General features: G+C 46.7%; 17 protein-coding genes and 2 pseudogenes. 10 read left to right on the top strand and 9 right to left on the bottom strand.

Annotation, left to right across the window (positions count from 1 at the left end; genetic code table 11):
- Positions 1–121 (top strand): annotated as a pseudogene (locus RW114_RS17575) (IS701 family transposase); the annotation flags it as partial.
- A 421-nt stretch (positions 122–542) separates the two neighbouring features.
- Entirely contained in the window at positions 543–965 is a 423-nt protein-coding gene (locus tag RW114_RS17570; protein WP_340124060.1) for a carboxypeptidase regulatory-like domain-containing protein, read from the top strand.
- A 71-nt stretch (positions 966–1,036) separates the two neighbouring features.
- Here the strand turns inward: RW114_RS17570 and RW114_RS17565 are convergent, their stop codons facing one another.
- The 4 genes and pseudogenes from RW114_RS17565 to RW114_RS17550 form a co-directional block, all read right to left on the bottom strand.
- A complete protein-coding gene (locus RW114_RS17565; protein ID WP_340124059.1) occupies positions 1,037–1,204 on the bottom strand; it encodes a hypothetical protein in 168 nt (55 codons plus the stop codon).
- A gap of 211 nt (positions 1,205–1,415) precedes the next feature.
- Positions 1,416–2,219: a Crp/Fnr family transcriptional regulator gene (locus tag RW114_RS17560; RefSeq protein WP_340124062.1), complete on the bottom strand. Its 804-nt coding sequence runs from the start codon at positions 2,217–2,219 to the stop codon at positions 1,416–1,418.
- Positions 2,220–2,802: 583 nt separating this feature from the next.
- Positions 2,803–2,875: pseudogene (locus tag RW114_RS21045) on the bottom strand (hypothetical protein); the annotation flags it as partial.
- Between the two features lie 324 nt (positions 2,876–3,199).
- Positions 3,200–3,493, bottom strand: a complete 294-nt coding sequence (locus RW114_RS17550; protein WP_340124058.1) for a transposase — start codon at positions 3,491–3,493, stop codon at positions 3,200–3,202.
- Between the two features lie 182 nt (positions 3,494–3,675).
- On the opposite strand from RW114_RS17550, the gene lptM reads away from it, so the two are divergent.
- The 8 genes from lptM to dinB all read left to right on the top strand — a co-directional run bounded on the left by lptM (position 3,676) and on the right by dinB (position 10,256).
- Entirely contained in the window at positions 3,676–3,825 is a 150-nt protein-coding gene (gene lptM, locus RW114_RS21040; protein WP_422614836.1) for an LPS translocon maturation chaperone LptM, read from the top strand.
- 76 nt (positions 3,826–3,901) lie between these two features.
- A complete protein-coding gene (gene lysA, locus RW114_RS17545; protein ID WP_340124057.1) occupies positions 3,902–5,149 on the top strand; it encodes a diaminopimelate decarboxylase in 1,248 nt (415 codons plus the stop codon).
- Between the two features lie 123 nt (positions 5,150–5,272).
- A complete protein-coding gene (gene dapF / locus RW114_RS17540; RefSeq protein ID WP_340124056.1) occupies positions 5,273–6,103 on the top strand; it encodes a diaminopimelate epimerase in 831 nt (276 codons plus the stop codon).
- On the top strand, positions 6,096–6,788 hold the full coding sequence (locus tag RW114_RS17535; protein ID WP_340124055.1) for a DUF484 family protein: 693 nt from the start codon (positions 6,096–6,098) through the stop codon (positions 6,786–6,788). The genes dapF and RW114_RS17535 overlap by 8 nt, the downstream gene beginning before the upstream one ends.
- Before the next feature lie 2 nt (positions 6,789–6,790).
- Positions 6,791–7,699, top strand: coding sequence for a tyrosine recombinase XerC (gene xerC / locus RW114_RS17530; protein WP_479687039.1), 909 nt, complete (start codon positions 6,791–6,793; stop codon positions 7,697–7,699).
- A gap of 122 nt (positions 7,700–7,821) precedes the next feature.
- On the top strand, positions 7,822–8,844 hold the full coding sequence (locus RW114_RS17525; protein ID WP_340124054.1) for a DUF2333 family protein: 1,023 nt from the start codon (positions 7,822–7,824) through the stop codon (positions 8,842–8,844).
- Between the two features lie 5 nt (positions 8,845–8,849).
- Positions 8,850–9,164 (top strand): DUF4389 domain-containing protein, encoded by a 315-nt coding sequence (locus RW114_RS17520; RefSeq protein WP_340124053.1) that lies wholly within the window; start codon positions 8,850–8,852, stop codon positions 9,162–9,164.
- A gap of 6 nt (positions 9,165–9,170) precedes the next feature.
- Entirely contained in the window at positions 9,171–10,256 is a 1,086-nt protein-coding gene (gene dinB, locus RW114_RS17515) for a DNA polymerase IV (RefSeq protein ID WP_340124052.1), read from the top strand.
- A gap of 21 nt (positions 10,257–10,277) precedes the next feature.
- Here the strand turns inward: dinB and yjgA are convergent, their stop codons facing one another.
- The 5 genes from yjgA to RW114_RS17490 form a co-directional block, all read right to left on the bottom strand.
- Complete coding sequence (yjgA, locus tag RW114_RS17510; RefSeq protein WP_340124051.1) at positions 10,278–10,853, bottom strand: ribosome biogenesis factor YjgA; 576 nt, start codon at positions 10,851–10,853, stop codon at positions 10,278–10,280.
- A gap of 146 nt (positions 10,854–10,999) precedes the next feature.
- On the bottom strand, positions 11,000–11,596 hold the full coding sequence (locus tag RW114_RS17505; RefSeq protein WP_340124050.1) for an SPOR domain-containing protein: 597 nt from the start codon (positions 11,594–11,596) through the stop codon (positions 11,000–11,002).
- On the bottom strand, positions 11,596–13,356 hold the full coding sequence (gene argS, locus RW114_RS17500; protein WP_340124049.1) for an arginine--tRNA ligase: 1,761 nt from the start codon (positions 13,354–13,356) through the stop codon (positions 11,596–11,598). Before argS ends, RW114_RS17505 begins: the two co-directional genes overlap by 1 nt.
- A gap of 464 nt (positions 13,357–13,820) precedes the next feature.
- Entirely contained in the window at positions 13,821–14,216 is a 396-nt protein-coding gene (locus RW114_RS17495) for a hypothetical protein (RefSeq protein ID WP_340124048.1), read from the bottom strand.
- A 147-nt stretch (positions 14,217–14,363) separates the two neighbouring features.
- Positions 14,364–14,730: hypothetical protein (locus tag RW114_RS17490; protein WP_340124047.1), on the bottom strand; the 367-nt coding region annotated here is incomplete at its 5' end.

Genomic DNA, 14,730 nt, shown 5'->3' with positions numbered 1-14,730 from the left:
GTTCAAGCTGGAATGTCTGAAGATAAAATACAAGGCCAATCATTTTGCGCTAAGAACTAAGCTATTTATCAAAGCGAACCAGATAGCTTATGAAGAGTTGCAAAAATTACTGGCTGCGTAACATCAGATTATAATGCTAGCAGAAAAAATGAGCGACTATAGTGGTTTCTCGATTATAAACTGACTCAGGCTGTCAAAACATGGCAAGAACTTGCAGTTTATTGCATGAAGGTGTTTTTTGTCTCTGATGTTATTGGGTTATGACAGGGGCTGTAAAGACAAAACCGTGCATATGCGCGGTTTTGATGGACAGGGGGTTCGTTTAACGTGGCGTTGGCTTTTTTGCGTAGGCGGGCCAACAACACATCCGGACGCTCGTTGCGATTGATAATGCGCCGACCGATGATGTCGTCGGCAATGTCGAATTTGGAAAACCCAAACATCAATTTAATTATAAGGTACGGTAGCGTACAGACTGGGGTGACAGATCCTGTATGCTACAAACAAGGTTGTTCTTTTTTATAATCCAAGGAGTAATTCTTATGAAACGAATGCACTTAACACTTATCTTTCTCTGTATTTTGTTCAGCTTCCCTGCTGTTGCAGAACAGGAGCTGATCAAACCACAAACCCAAGGCGATGTTATCTTCGTCAGCGGTGGAGTAGGGGCCGATGAACAAGATGCATTGCAAGCCATGCGAGCCGGCTATAACTTGCACCTGCTATTTTCGATAAAGGGTACAGGAGAATATGTCAGTGACGTGAGGGTCCGTATCGCGGACTCAAGGGGCAACAGCCTCATGGAAACTTTATCTGAAGGCCCTATGCTATTCGCCAGGCTCAAGCCCGGCCGTTACATCGTTACCGTTGAACGGGGCGATCAGGCATTCAAACAGACGACAACGGTCGGAAGTACAAAGTGGACTTCGCTGTCGTTCACCTGGCCCCAAGAGCGGATTGACTAGATCGGCATCTTGTTCACCCCGGAACAGGTCGGTGAGATTTCCCGGACGCATTGCTTACAAGGGTAGGCTTTTCATCCTCCGTGCTGCAAGGGATTGAGATTGTGAAAGTATTCGATATAGGAGAAATCACCATGAAGCGCATGAACATGAAGATTTAATACATTGATTGACTTAGCCTTTTCTTCATGTCCTTCATGAACTTCATGGTTAATAGTACTTTTTATGCCGTACTCATTCATTCTTTCACAGTCTCGATTGCTCACCCATCATTTAATCTACTGAAGATTATTCAAATGAATAGCAGCAAAGATTACATCCCTGACACTACAGCAATACGTAGAAATATCCGAAGATATTTACGACGAAATTGATAGCGTTGAATACGTCGGGAGAGTACGGGTAAGTGTGTCGAACATCCTGAATACGGCGGCATTGTCCTTATTTCATCTACTATTGGCAACTGCCTAATGATTCACTTTTGACCTGCTCATCCTTTTGTAAGGGGATGTAAGATGTCAATGGACTATGCCGGGGAGAGATATGCAAGTGATCGAGTTCTGTTTTGACCACGTGGTAGCATTCGCAGGCACGCGCCTCCAATCCCGACCGGTCTAGTACCGTAATGCGTCCACGGCGGTAATCAATCAATCCTGCTTGCTGCAATTTCCTGGCGGCCTCCGTGATGCCTTCGCGTCGCACGCCGAGCATATTGGCGATCAATTCCTGGGTAATGATTAATTCGTTCGAAGGGAGTCGATCAAGGCTTAGCAGCAGCCAGCGGCAGAGTTGCTGGTCCACGAAATGATGACGATTGCAGGCCGACGTCAGCGCTATCTGGGTAATCAGCCCCTGGATATAGCGCAGCAACAAATCGTGCAGCGCTCCGTTGCGGCATCCCCCGGAGCGGTTGAACTCCTGCATAAGTCGTCGCGCCCGCAACCGATAGGCGTAACCAGCGTTCCGCACCACAGCCTGATTAGGCATGGTTCTCCCGCCCAAGAACAGGGAAACACCGATGATGCCATCGTTGCCGACCATGGCGATTTCGGCTGGTGCGCCACTCTCCATGACGTAAAGCATCGATACGATGCAGGTCGTGGGGAAATAAGCGTAACGCAACTCGTCCCCGGACTCGTAAATAACCTCTCCGCGCGGTAATTCAACCAGTTCCAGATGAGGGGAAAGGCGCGTGTATTCAGTAATCGACAGGGAGTCGAGAAGATGGTTTTGCCAAAGGTTACGCGGGTCAATCATAGTAATGTCCCTATGTTTGTGACAAGTATTGAATAACGCATCAACCATAAAAAGAACGATTAGCGCTACTAGGATGCATAAGTATAATTTGTTCAATTTATCCAATCAATAAGTGCGAATACCTATCAGATCAACTCGTTACTGCCAAATGTCTTGCATCACCGAAGCCTCAGTTCGTGTAATGGTCGACTAAAACCGGACACTTTCTTAAGCAGTCTTCTTATAGAATTCCGGCTCAAATTCCAGGGGGATTGATAGCCTGGTTTTGAGTGCGCGCTTACCTATAAAAAATCGTAGTCCACGAAAAACACAAAAAGCACGAAAAATAAACGGGGTACATAGAAGCCTGTCGAAAATGCATCCTGATTACAATGAACCTCGGCTAGTATCGTCATGCCGGCATGAATGCCAGTTCCAGTCAAATTGATATGATATGAATAATTTGGCATTACACCGTAAGTCGAGAAATAGAGAGATTTACATTTTTTCGTGGCTTTCGTGCTTTTCGTGGATAGTGCGTAACATCAGTCAATAATACTGAGCTTTGCCGCCTCTTTTGTTCTGAATTTCTCGTAATTTAATTGTTCGCGTTTTAAGCTTCGGAAAAAGCGCTCTGTCGGCGCATTATCCCAACAGTTACCTTTACGGCTCATACTCCATGAGACTAGAAAAGTATTATCCAAATCGTGCTGAAAAAATTAATTACCACAGAGAACACGAAGGACACGGAGAAAATAACCCTATTCATCAAAGTATTAAAAACTTCGTGCTCTCGGCAACTGCTCCTGCGTTGCTCTACCTCCTGCATAATCCACAGGGATGTGGTGAATGCAGATATTGCAGGAGCAAATATCTGTCCTTGCAGTCGTCCGTGTTCTTCGTGGTTATTGAGTCGATTGATGCTAAGAACAAGTCTTTCACCATCTCGGTAGCGTGGGAACGAGAATGCCCCGTCCGGTTATGATGACTTGTGTAGATAGCTATGCCCTAAAGGGCACCATGTAATATTTCGCGCTCCATCCGCAAGTGTTCAGCTTCTTTACGTAAGCGCGTGTGTCGTCTTGATCTGTCAAGTTCAAAACCTTTTTCTTGGTCGCCGATGGGATTGTTGGCCCTTGTTCGGCTCGCACCCATCGCCCAATAGCACTCAGTGATATGCCTAAATTGTCAGCTGCTTGCTGGTGCGTATAGCCTTTTTCGTTAACCAACTTTGCCGCGTCTTGTTTGAATTCAAGAGTGTATTTAGGCCGTTTATGTTTATTTTGATTACTCATGCTAACCTCTGATGGCATTAAGCAACCGGTATCCGACCATTAATTCGGCGATCTGGATTTGAGCAAATTAATGCCTTTTCTTGCAATTGGGCTTATTATATCGACCATTATTACCATGAGTGTAGGAATGACCGGTCGGCCTTACACTCCTGCTTAGCCACGATGATTTATGATAACGCGCCATGAAACCTTCTAAAATATTAATGCTTTTGCTGCTAAATTCAGCTATCGCCGGCTGCGGACAGCCCGGTCCGCTTTATTTGCCGGGTCAAGCGCCACCGTTTCATGTAGAACCGGAACCCGCCCAAAAACCAGAACCCAAGTCCGACTAATCTGCCGGGAAGCAGATTTGCATTTACCCGAAGGGGGCATGGCAGGGATAGCCATGCATAATAAAAACAACTAAACATGGATTATTTTAATTACCGAAACGGTGAGCTGTTCGCCGAAGACATTGCTGTTTCTGATATCGTCTATAAATACGGCAGCCCCTGCTACATCTATTCAAGAGCTACGCTGGAGCGGCACTGGACGGCTTTCGACCGGGCTTTCGGCAAACAGGCGCATTTGATCTGTTATGCAGTAAAGGCCAATTCCAATATTGCGATACTCAATTTGCTGTCCCGTTTAGGTTCGGGTTTCGACATCGTCTCTCTGGGCGAGTTGGAGCGAGTGATTACCGCCGGCGGCGAGCCTGAAAAAATCGTGTTTTCCGGTGTCGGCAAACGCGAAGACGAAATTCTGGCGGCGCTAAAAATCGGCATACGCTGTTTTAATATTGAAGTCAGCGGCGAACTGGACCGGATTAACCGGCTGGCCGGGCAATTGGGCGTTATCGCGCCGGTATCTTTTCGGGTAAACCCGGATGTCGATGCCAAAACTCATCCTTATATCTCTACCGGTCTAAAGGAAAACAAATTCGGCATAGACATTCAACAAGCCTTGACCGAATATCGCCGTGCTGCGGCCATGTCCAATATCAAGGTGATCGGCATTGATTGCCATATCGGCTCGCAACTGATCGAAACCCGGCCTTTTCTGGATGCGTTGGATAAGATTCTCGATCTGGTTGCAGCGCTTGCGGCCGAAGGGATTAAACTGCATCATCTGGATCTGGGCGGAGGCTTGGGCATTTGTTATAAAGATGAACAGCCGCCTGAACCTGCCGACTATATCCAGGCGATTTTGGCGCGACTGGGCAGAACCGATATTGAAATTCTACTGGAACCGGGCCGCGCTATCGTCGGCAATGCCGGTATTCTGGTCACCCAGGTTGAATATCTTAAACCGACGGCGAATAAAAACTTTGCTATCGTCGATGCGGCAATGAATGATCTGGTACGCCCTGCTTTATATGGCGCCTGGCAGGCTATTATTCCGGTAAACCTGCAAAGTGATGCGCTAGAAACAACCTGGGATATCGTCGGCCCGGTCTGTGAAACCGGTGATTTCTTGGGTAAAGACCGTGTGCTTAAAATTGCTCAGGGCGATTTATTGGCGATACGTTCATCCGGCGCCTATGGTTTTACCATGAGTTCGAATTATAATTCCAGACCGCGCCTGGCTGAACTGCTGGTTGATGGCAGCAGTCTGCACCTGATCAGGGAAAGGGAAACGCTTGCGCAGCTTTGGGTGGGCGAGCATTTGATACCCTAGGGTATCAACCAAAACAAACGTCCACGAAAGACACGAAAAGCACGAAAAATCGTAACACGATTCATTTGATTGCTTATTTCGCGTCTTTCGTGATTTTCGTGGACTGCTTAAATATAAATATAAATGATCAATTTCACAAAAATGCACGGCCTCGGTAATGATTTTGTGGTCATAGACGCGATCAATCAGCAGATCGCCTTAACGCCCGAACAAATCCGACGGCTGTCTGACCGGCACTTCGGCATAGGCTTTGATCAGCTGTTACTGGTTGAAAAAGCGGTAAGCGCCAATGCCGATTTCAAATACCGGATTTTTAACGCGGACGGCAGCGAAGTTTCCCAATGCGGCAATGGTGCGCGCTGCTTCGCCCGTTTTGTCCGCGATAAAAAACTGTCGGATAAGAATGAAATCCGCGTCGATACCAATTCCGGTCAATTGTTGCTACGTTTTGATGACGACGACCAGATCACCGTCAATATGGGCGTTCCAAGACACGCCCCCGCCGAAATCCCGCTGCTGACGGAAGAAGAATCCCGCTTTTATACGGTGCTGGTTAACGATACTGAAAAGGCCTTCGGCGCGGTTTCGATGGGTAATCCGCATGCGGTTATTCAGGTTACGGATGTTAAATCCGCGCCGGTGGCTGAATTGGGCAAAGCCCTGGAAAGCCATGCTTTTTTCCCGGAACGGGTTAATGTCGGTTTTATGCAAGTCGTAGATCGCCAACACATCAAGCTGCGCGTGTATGAACGCGGCGCTGCCGAAACCCTGGCTTGCGGCAGCGGCGCTTGTGCCGCCGTGGTCATCGGCATCGAACACAATCTGTTGGATCATACGGTCTGTGTTGAGCTACCTGGCGGAACGCTAACCATCAACTGGCCTGGCCGTGGCGAACCGGTATTAATGACTGGGCCTGCCATTTCTGTTTTTGAAGGACACCTATGCTATGAATGAATTAATCATGGAACTCACTCCAGCCCAGGTTGAAAACTATCTGCGCAATCATCCCGAGTTCTTTCATCAGCATTTGAATTTGCTGGAACACCTGAGTATCCCTCATCCCACCGGCAGTGCGGTCTCCCTGATTTCAAAGCAGCTGGAACTGTTTAGGAGCCGGCATCATGACATGGAAAACCAGCTCACTGCGCTGATTGAAATAGCCAGGGATAACGATGCTTCTCTGAACCGCATGCACAAGCTCACTCTGGCGCTGCTGGATGCCACAACGCTGGAAGACGCAGTCGCTAATCTTGATGTCGTCCTGTCAGAATATTTTTTGATCGACTTTGTTGCTGTGCGCATCATCAAACACCATCCAGACCCCGCGACTATGACCAATCTGTTTATTGAGCCGGACAGCAAGGACCTGGAACCGTTTGCCGGCGAACTGGCCGGCAATCAGCCTAAATGCGGTCGCCCGACTCTGGCTCAGGCAAGAGTGTTATTCGGCGAATCGGCGTTTGAAGTGAAATCCTGCGCGATTATTCCACTGGCTTTTACCGAATTGGAAGGCATTTTAGCCATCGGCAGCCGGGAGGACGGCCGCTTTCATTACAGCATGGGTAACCTGTTTTTAAACCAAATGAGCGAAATCATAGGTACCCGTCTGATCAACTTGTTACATGAACGGAAGATTTAATCGTGCATCCTGATGCGGAGCTGATGCTGGCTGACTTTTTCACTCAGCTCAGCGTTGAAGTTCGCGCCTCGGCACACACCATAAAAAGTTATCAGCGGGATATTAAGCATCTGTCCCGCTATTGCACAGACAAGGCCATAGCCCAATGGGCAGACCTGCAACACACCGATATTCGTGCCCATATAGCCGGTCGGCATCGGAAAGGTCTGAGCAGCAAAAGCCTGCAACGTGAGCTGTCTGCGATACGCAGTTTTTATAACTACCTGTTAAAAAAAGCCCAGGTCAGTGTCAATCCTGCCCAGCATATTCAAGCGCCCAAACAAGATCGAAAGCTGCCCAAAACACTGGATGTCGATCAGTTATCCGGTTTATTGGAAGCCGGGGCAAGTTCGCTGCTCGAAATCCGTGATCTGGCCATGTTCGAATTATTCTATTCATCCGGCCTGCGGTTGAGTGAGCTATCGGCGCTTGATGTAACCGACCTGGACTTGCCGGATAACACCCTGACAGTTCGTATCGGTAAGGGCGGAAAATCCAGAATATTACCGGTAGGCAGCAAAGCCGTTACCGCTATTGAAAACTGGTTACAACAACGCGCCATAAAAATACCCGCCATCGATTCGGCTTTATTTGTGTCAACGCGAGGAACTAGGCTCGGTCAACGCAACATCGAATTAAGGCTGGAACAGTGGTGCAAAAAAAAAGGTATTGCCGAACATATCCATCCGCACATGCTCAGACACTCCTTCGCCAGCCATTTACTTGAATCCAGCCAGGATTTAAGAGCCGTCCAGGAACTGCTCGGCCATAGCAATATCAGTACCACCCAAATATACACTCATCTGGACTTCCAGCATCTGGCTGAAATTTATGATAAAGCCCATCCAAGAGCCAAAAAAAAACCCTTATAGCGGCTTGTACCATAAGCAAATCGCTAAAAAACCTGCTACTATGCAGTTAATTTTTCATATAAAAAGCAATAGGGTGAAAATTTTTTCAACCCTACAAAAAACCTCTTTACGGGATTTCAAAAATGGCGGCAAATGAAGCACTGAACGATTTAAAATCGAAAGGAATACTCTGGGGATTTGGCGTTTTCACCCTCATTGTAATGGTCATTTTGATCTTCTTAGGCACTTGGTGGGGCCGTGAGCCGGAACAATTTAATATACAAGACGAAGCGGTGAAACGCGCCGAAGAAACCCACACCACTGATAATATGCCTGTCGGCTATGTTTATACCAACACCCTGGCTCATATCGCCGAGGTTCTGCTGCATAAAAGCGGCGGCTATATTACTAATGATGTTGCGCCCCCCGGCGTTTTCCTGGACAACATTTCCAATTGGGAATATGGCGCGTTGGTGATGCTGCGTGATGCCACCACCGCATTAAGAAATCACTTTGCCAGAGATCAGTCGCAATCTGCCGAAGATTTCGATCTTGCGGTCGCCGAGCCTTACTTCTATTACGAAAACAACTCATGGGCGCTACCGTCAACGGAAGCGGAATATGAAAAGGGCGTCGAGGCTTTGCACAAATACATGTCACGCCTGCAAAAATACGGAGGCCCGGTCAAAAAAGCGCAATTTTACTCCAGAGCCGACAATTTGTGGCAGTACACCGAAGTGGTGATAAAACGTCTGGGTGGTTTGTCTACCCGATTGAGCGCAAACGATTCCAGCAACTATGGCCCTGGACTCACCAAGCTTGAGCAACAGGCCGCTGAAGAAAAAGGAACACCCATAACTGTAGTGACATGGCTGGAGATTGACGATGTCTTCTATGAAGCGCGCGGTGCAAGCTGGGCTTTATTACACATTCTAAGAGCCATCAAACATGACTTTGAGGATATTTTATTGGATAAACGGGCCATGCGTACTGTTGACATCATGATTAAGGCGTTGGAAAATGCCCTGACTCCTATTTTAAGCCCAATGATATTAAACGGTAGCGGCTACGGTATTTTCGCCAACTACTCCTTATCAATGGCCAATTATATAGCCCGCGCCAATGCGGCGGCGCTTGATTTACGCGACATTATGAACCGAGGCTAATGACGATGGACAATCAAATCAACTACAACTTGAAACAACTATCCAGCTGGAAAAGAATTTTCTTTATGCTGATTTTTGCAGCTATCGGCAGCCTGGTCAGAATGCTGCTTTGGGCCGTTATTATCTTACAGGTGGCCTCAACACTGATAACCGGCAAAGCCAACGTCAATACGCTTAACTTTGGACGTAGCCTGTCCATTTATACGTACCATATTTTATTGTTTCTGACCTTCAATACCGAAATCCTGCCGTTTCCTTTCTCCGACTGGAATATGACCGCAGAACTGAACCTGCCGGAACCGAAAAAATCCGCAAAATAATACGGAATGAATGCTACCCGAAAAATCATTCATATCGATATGGATGCATTTTTTGCGGCAGTAGAGCAGCGCGATTTTCCACAATACCGCAATAAACCGCTGATTGTCGGCGGCGCTCCAAACTCTCGGGGCGTAGTCGCAACCTGCAGCTATCAAGCAAGGCAATACGGCATCCATTCTGCGATGCCTTCGGCTCACGCTTATCGTTTATGCCCGCAAGCTATTTTTGTAAAACCCCGTTTCGAAGCTTATCAACAAGCGTCAAAGTCCATTCGAAAAATCTTTGCCGACTATACTGACCTTTTTGAGCCCCTGTCCCTGGATGAAGCTTATCTGGATGTCAGTCATTCATGCCTGCATCAAGGCTCCGCCACATTAATCGCCAAAGCCATCAAGGCGGCGATTAAGCAGGAAACCCAGCTGATCGCTTCGGCCGGCATTTCTTATAACAAATTTCTCGCCAAAATCGCCTCGGACATCAATAAACCGGACGGGCTTTATTTAATCACCCCGGAACAGGGCGCAGACTTTGTCGAACGGCTTGCGGTCGAAAAGTTTCATGGCGTAGGCAAGGTGACTTCGCTAAAAATGCGAGCGTTGGGCATCAACACCGGCAAGGACTTAAAGGATCTGCCGCTGGAAATGTTGCAGCATTATTTTGGCAAGGCCGGACTGCATTATTACAGCATTTCCAGAGGCATAGACCACCGCCCCGTCAACAACTGCCGCAGCAGAAAATCGGTAGGTGTGGAAATTACTTTTCAACAGGATATTAAGGTTAAACAAGAGGTTATTGCACAATTGCAAAGCCTGCTGGAAAAAGCCTTGAGCAAAGTCGCCGAAAAACAGCTGGTCGCACATACTCTAACCATAAAGATTAAATATCATGACTTTGTCCAAATCACCCGCAGCCGGACATTGCCGCATATCATTACTGCGGCAACAGCTATAGGTGCCGTTCTTGAAGATTTGGTAAAAAACACCGACATAGGCAGGCGCAATGTCCGCTTGCTGGGAATTACGCTGTCATCACTGGAAAACAAGTCCGGACAGACTCATTTCCAGCAAATGGATTTGTTTAGCGATTGCTAGGCATGATGATGTGATCGGAAACTAATCGATTTCCTGCTCATCCTCAAATCCCGACTCATCATCCAACTCGCCTTCAACCTGAAATAACAATTTCAATTGACGATACAATTGACGGGAAGATTTGGGCGGTTTACCGGCTTCGGCTTCTTTTTGAGCATTACGTAACAATTGTCTTAATACCTGCCGATCAGCCTGCGGTTGCTCGACAAGTAATGCCGTCAACGCATCATTGCCTTCGCTAATCAGCCGATCCCGCCAACGCTCTACCGCGTGATGCTCCCGTACGGCATGAGCGCTTTTATTTTTAATGCGTGACAGTTTCTCTAAGATGGGCTCTATGTCTATCTTATGAAGCTGGCTGGTAATAAATTTAAGTAACCGTTTTCTCGCGCCTTTATGCGGCATTCCCGATACTTCTATAACCGCTTTATTGATGATATCAGGAAGTTCAAGCGTTTTTAATTGCCCTGCAGGCAGCTCTGACATTTCTTCGCTTAAAGCGAAAAGAACGGACATATCTTTCTTTATTTGTGTCTTATTCGGCCGGATTGCATAAAATTCTTCCGCCTCATCATCGTATTCGTATTCTTCACTCATTCTATATCAAACCATTGCGATTAAAAAACAACCCATCTCACTACACCAGCACTCTACATCAATCCGCTTTTGCTTTGCTCCATTGAAAGCCGGGTTGTACTTGCAACACCCTATAGGGCACCCAGACTCGTTGTCTTTGTGGTGAATTAATTGCCAACTTCTATAACGAGTACGTCAATACCATTGCCTCTTAATCGGGTTCGAATGGTACTAACGCTGGCCATCTGGGTATAAGGCCCCATTTTGACCCGATTCCAGATCGTATTACCGACTTTTGCTTTCTCAACTTTCGATTCAATCCCCATTAAAGCCAGTTTGGCTCTTAAGGTATCGGCATCTTTAAATTCCTTGAACGATCCGGCTTGCAAAATATAATTAGCGGTTTTTGCCTGTCCAACCCGTTCCTCTCTGGTACGCGTGTTAATTTCATAATCCGGTACGATGACTTCTTTTTCAGGCAGGATGGTATAAAAATCAAATTGCGGCAACACCGGCCCCGGCTCGGGTTTTTTCTCCTGCTTGGGCGCTTCAACTTTTGCTGCCTCAGGCTTTGTCGATAACGCCTGCGAAGGGGATGTTTGTTTCGATCCGGTACTGCTCAAATAAACCAGAAAGACTACAAACGAAATAATCAATGCCGTAATCAGCATCCATCGCCACAGACTAAGACCTTCTGGTTTTTGTCTGTACGATGTGGACGCGGTATGCTTATTCTGCGTTCTGTGTTTGTAGTCTTTAGCCATTACATTGCTTCAGGTGTGTTGATATTCAGCAAGTCCAAACCGTTTGCCAATACCTGCTTTACCGCGCAAATCAGATTAAGCCTTGCATTACGAGTTGTTGCATCGTCAACAAGGAATTGATGCGCATTGTAGTAAGTATGAAACTCGTTTGCCAATTCGCGCAGGTATTGAATCAGCTGATGCGGCTCGTATTGCAATGCAGCACGTTCCAGCATTTCAGGATAGCGCGCCAGTGTACCCAGAAGATTGGTTTCGTGCTCTTCGGTCAATAGTGTCAGGTTTGACATGCCCAGCAGCAAATCCCGTTCCCAGTTTTTTTCATCCAATTGGCGCAATACGCTACATACTCTAGCATAAGCATACTGCACATAAAATACCGGATTTTCGTTGGATTTAGAGGTCGCCAGTTTCAGGTCGAAATCCATGTGCTGTTCCGATCTGCGCATCACGTAAAAGAAGCGCGCCGCATCTTTACCCACTTCATTGCGTAATTGCCGTAAGGTGACAAATTCACCGGAGCGAGTCGACATGGGTACTTTTTCTTCTCCGCGCCAAAGCGAGGCAAACTGCACCAGCAGCACTTTTAACTTGGATTCATCAGCGCCTAAGGCCTGAATGGCCGCCCTGACTCGGGGAATGTAACCGTGATGATCGGCTCCCCAAATATTGATGATCTGGTCGAAACCACGATCCAGCTTGTTCATGTGATAGGCAATATCCGACGCAAAATAGGTGGATTGTCCATTATCGCGTATCACTACCCGATCTTTTTCGTCGCCCAACTTGGCGCAGGCAAACCAAGTCGCGCCATCTTGCTCATACAGATGCCCGGCAACACGCAAGCGCTCCAGCGCTTGCTCCACCGAGCCGTCGTCCATCAATTGGCGTTCTGAAAACCATTCTTGATAGTCAACGCCAAACTCGCTCAAATCAATCTTGATGTCTTCGAGAATATTGTTCAAACCTATTTGAAAAAAGTCCTGATATAACAATTTTCCCAGCAAGGTTTTAGCGCGGGCTATCAACGCATCGATATGTATTTCTTTATCGCCGCCTGCAGGCTCATCAAGGGGTATGTCTTCAAATACTAGCTCAGCGGGTCTACGATAGTCATTACTGGCATTTTTATGAATGTCCCAGGCAATTTCGCGTACATATTCGCCGCGATAGCCATTGCTGGGAAAATGCACCACTTCGCCGCATTCTTCCAGGTATCTGAGCCAGATACTGGTGGCGAGTATATCCATCTGCCGACCGGCATCATTGACATAATATTCACGATGCACCTCAAAACCGACTGCCTCCAATAAATCGGCAACCACCGAACCATAGGCAGCTCCACGCCCATGACCGACATGCAAAGGCCCGGTAGGATTGGCGGATACAAATTCAACTTGAACTTTTTTACCGGCACCGACATGACTTAAACCAAACTCTCGACCTTCGTCGTGAATTTGCTTGATAATCTGATATTGGGCTGTGGGATCGATAAAGAAATTGATAAAGCCGGGCCCTGCCAGCTCAACTTTACTAATGGCGGCATCTTGAGGCAGCGCGGCAATCAGTTTTTCCGCCAACTGGCGTGGGTTGGTATTTGCCGGTTTTGCCAGCATTAATGCCAGATTAGAAGCAAAATCGCCGTGCTGTGCGTCACGGGTACGGTCAATAGTAATATTCGGGGTAATTTCCTGAGCGAGAACACCGTCTGATTTAAGTGTTTCAACGGCTTGCAGGATAAGTTCCTCTATCTTTTTTTTCATTGCTTCACTGCGTAGGTTAGATCGACTAAATAGATCTGCATTATCCATTAAAATCATTCGATTATCCATTCAACCTAAAAAAATCATTTGATCCACGAAAAACACGAAAAGCACGAAAATTATCAAAGAGATAACAAGTTGCAAGTCGTTACCCAAAGGGTGAATAACCACATCATCACAACATACTGATTTCTTTCGTGTCTTTCGTGGACTACTGCTGTTTTTAGGATAAAGCGTGCCAGCTCAATTCAACGGCGTGACGAAACTTAAAGGATAAGTCTCGAAAGGGAAAGTAGTATCCAAAGCCGGGCGGGGCATGTTGCCCCGTTCGAAACGTTTGGAGACGGTCAAGTGTAACAACTTAGTTCTGGCAGCGTAAAAACGTTACGGACGGGGTTGCAAACCCCGTCCCGCTTAGTGTTTTAAGTTGTGTAGATACCTATGCCAGAGGGGAAGGGATAAACTTATTTTTTGATGAAATACATATAGTTTCCGTACTTATTATCTTTAAGTACCATAGTCTTATCGGTTTTTTCCACTAATGAGTAAACATCGAACTTACCCGCTCTGCCCAGTATGCTGACTTTTAAAGTGCCATCTTCCACAACATAGTCAACCGCAGGTGCATCATAAGTGTTGCCTCTAACTTGCGGAATGTCTTTTTGGGTCAGCTGATTGTTATTAAGCACCCAGGTCATGCCCATAGGTTTCTTTTCAGTATCTTCGGGTGATTTTTTGGTATATTCCAGAAACCAGCTGCCGAGTATGTCCTTATCAGAACTCAGGGTATCGGCAAATACAGCCGGACTTGACAAGCCAAACAACAAGGAGAGTGCAAGTAATATTTTTATTTTGTTCATCATTTTTTCCTGGGTTAAGAAACTGGATATAAACCACTATTTTATTATAGTAATACCATTGTACAAGAAACTGATGACTGGTCTCTAATTTAACTTTATACTCGATGTTCAAGTTTTTAAATTTTTTGCAGCCTGATTCTTGGAAAATTATCCAGCAGCACGGTACTGTAGCGAAACCGTCGGCCCTAAACGCCCCAAATCCCTCCCAACCATATGTTTTCCAGAAGGCATTAACTGAAAAACCTCATCAATAAGTCCAGCCAATTCTTTGAGCTTAGCCGCAGGATTCTTATCCTCTAACAAGGCTTTGATAAATTCAATCAGCACCTCCATTTGAGATTTTCTTTGCAGACTGCCTATGGTATACGCGGGCAGTTTGTTTTCTATGCGGGCAGTCTGCTCTGGGTGAAGGAGGAGGCAATGGTCAAACAACAGACTCAGGATCAGGCCTCGGCTTGATCCTTCTTCATCCAATTGTTTGGCCTCACGCCCCCATCCTTCATAAAGCTTCCAG

Origin of the sequence: Methylobacter svalbardensis (assembly GCF_037671525.1) — a bacterium.
Classification (GTDB): domain Bacteria; phylum Pseudomonadota; class Gammaproteobacteria; order Methylococcales; family Methylomonadaceae; genus Methylobacter_A; species Methylobacter_A svalbardensis.
Note: the sequence above shows the minus strand (reverse complement) of the source record. Positions and strands in the feature narration are given on the sequence as shown.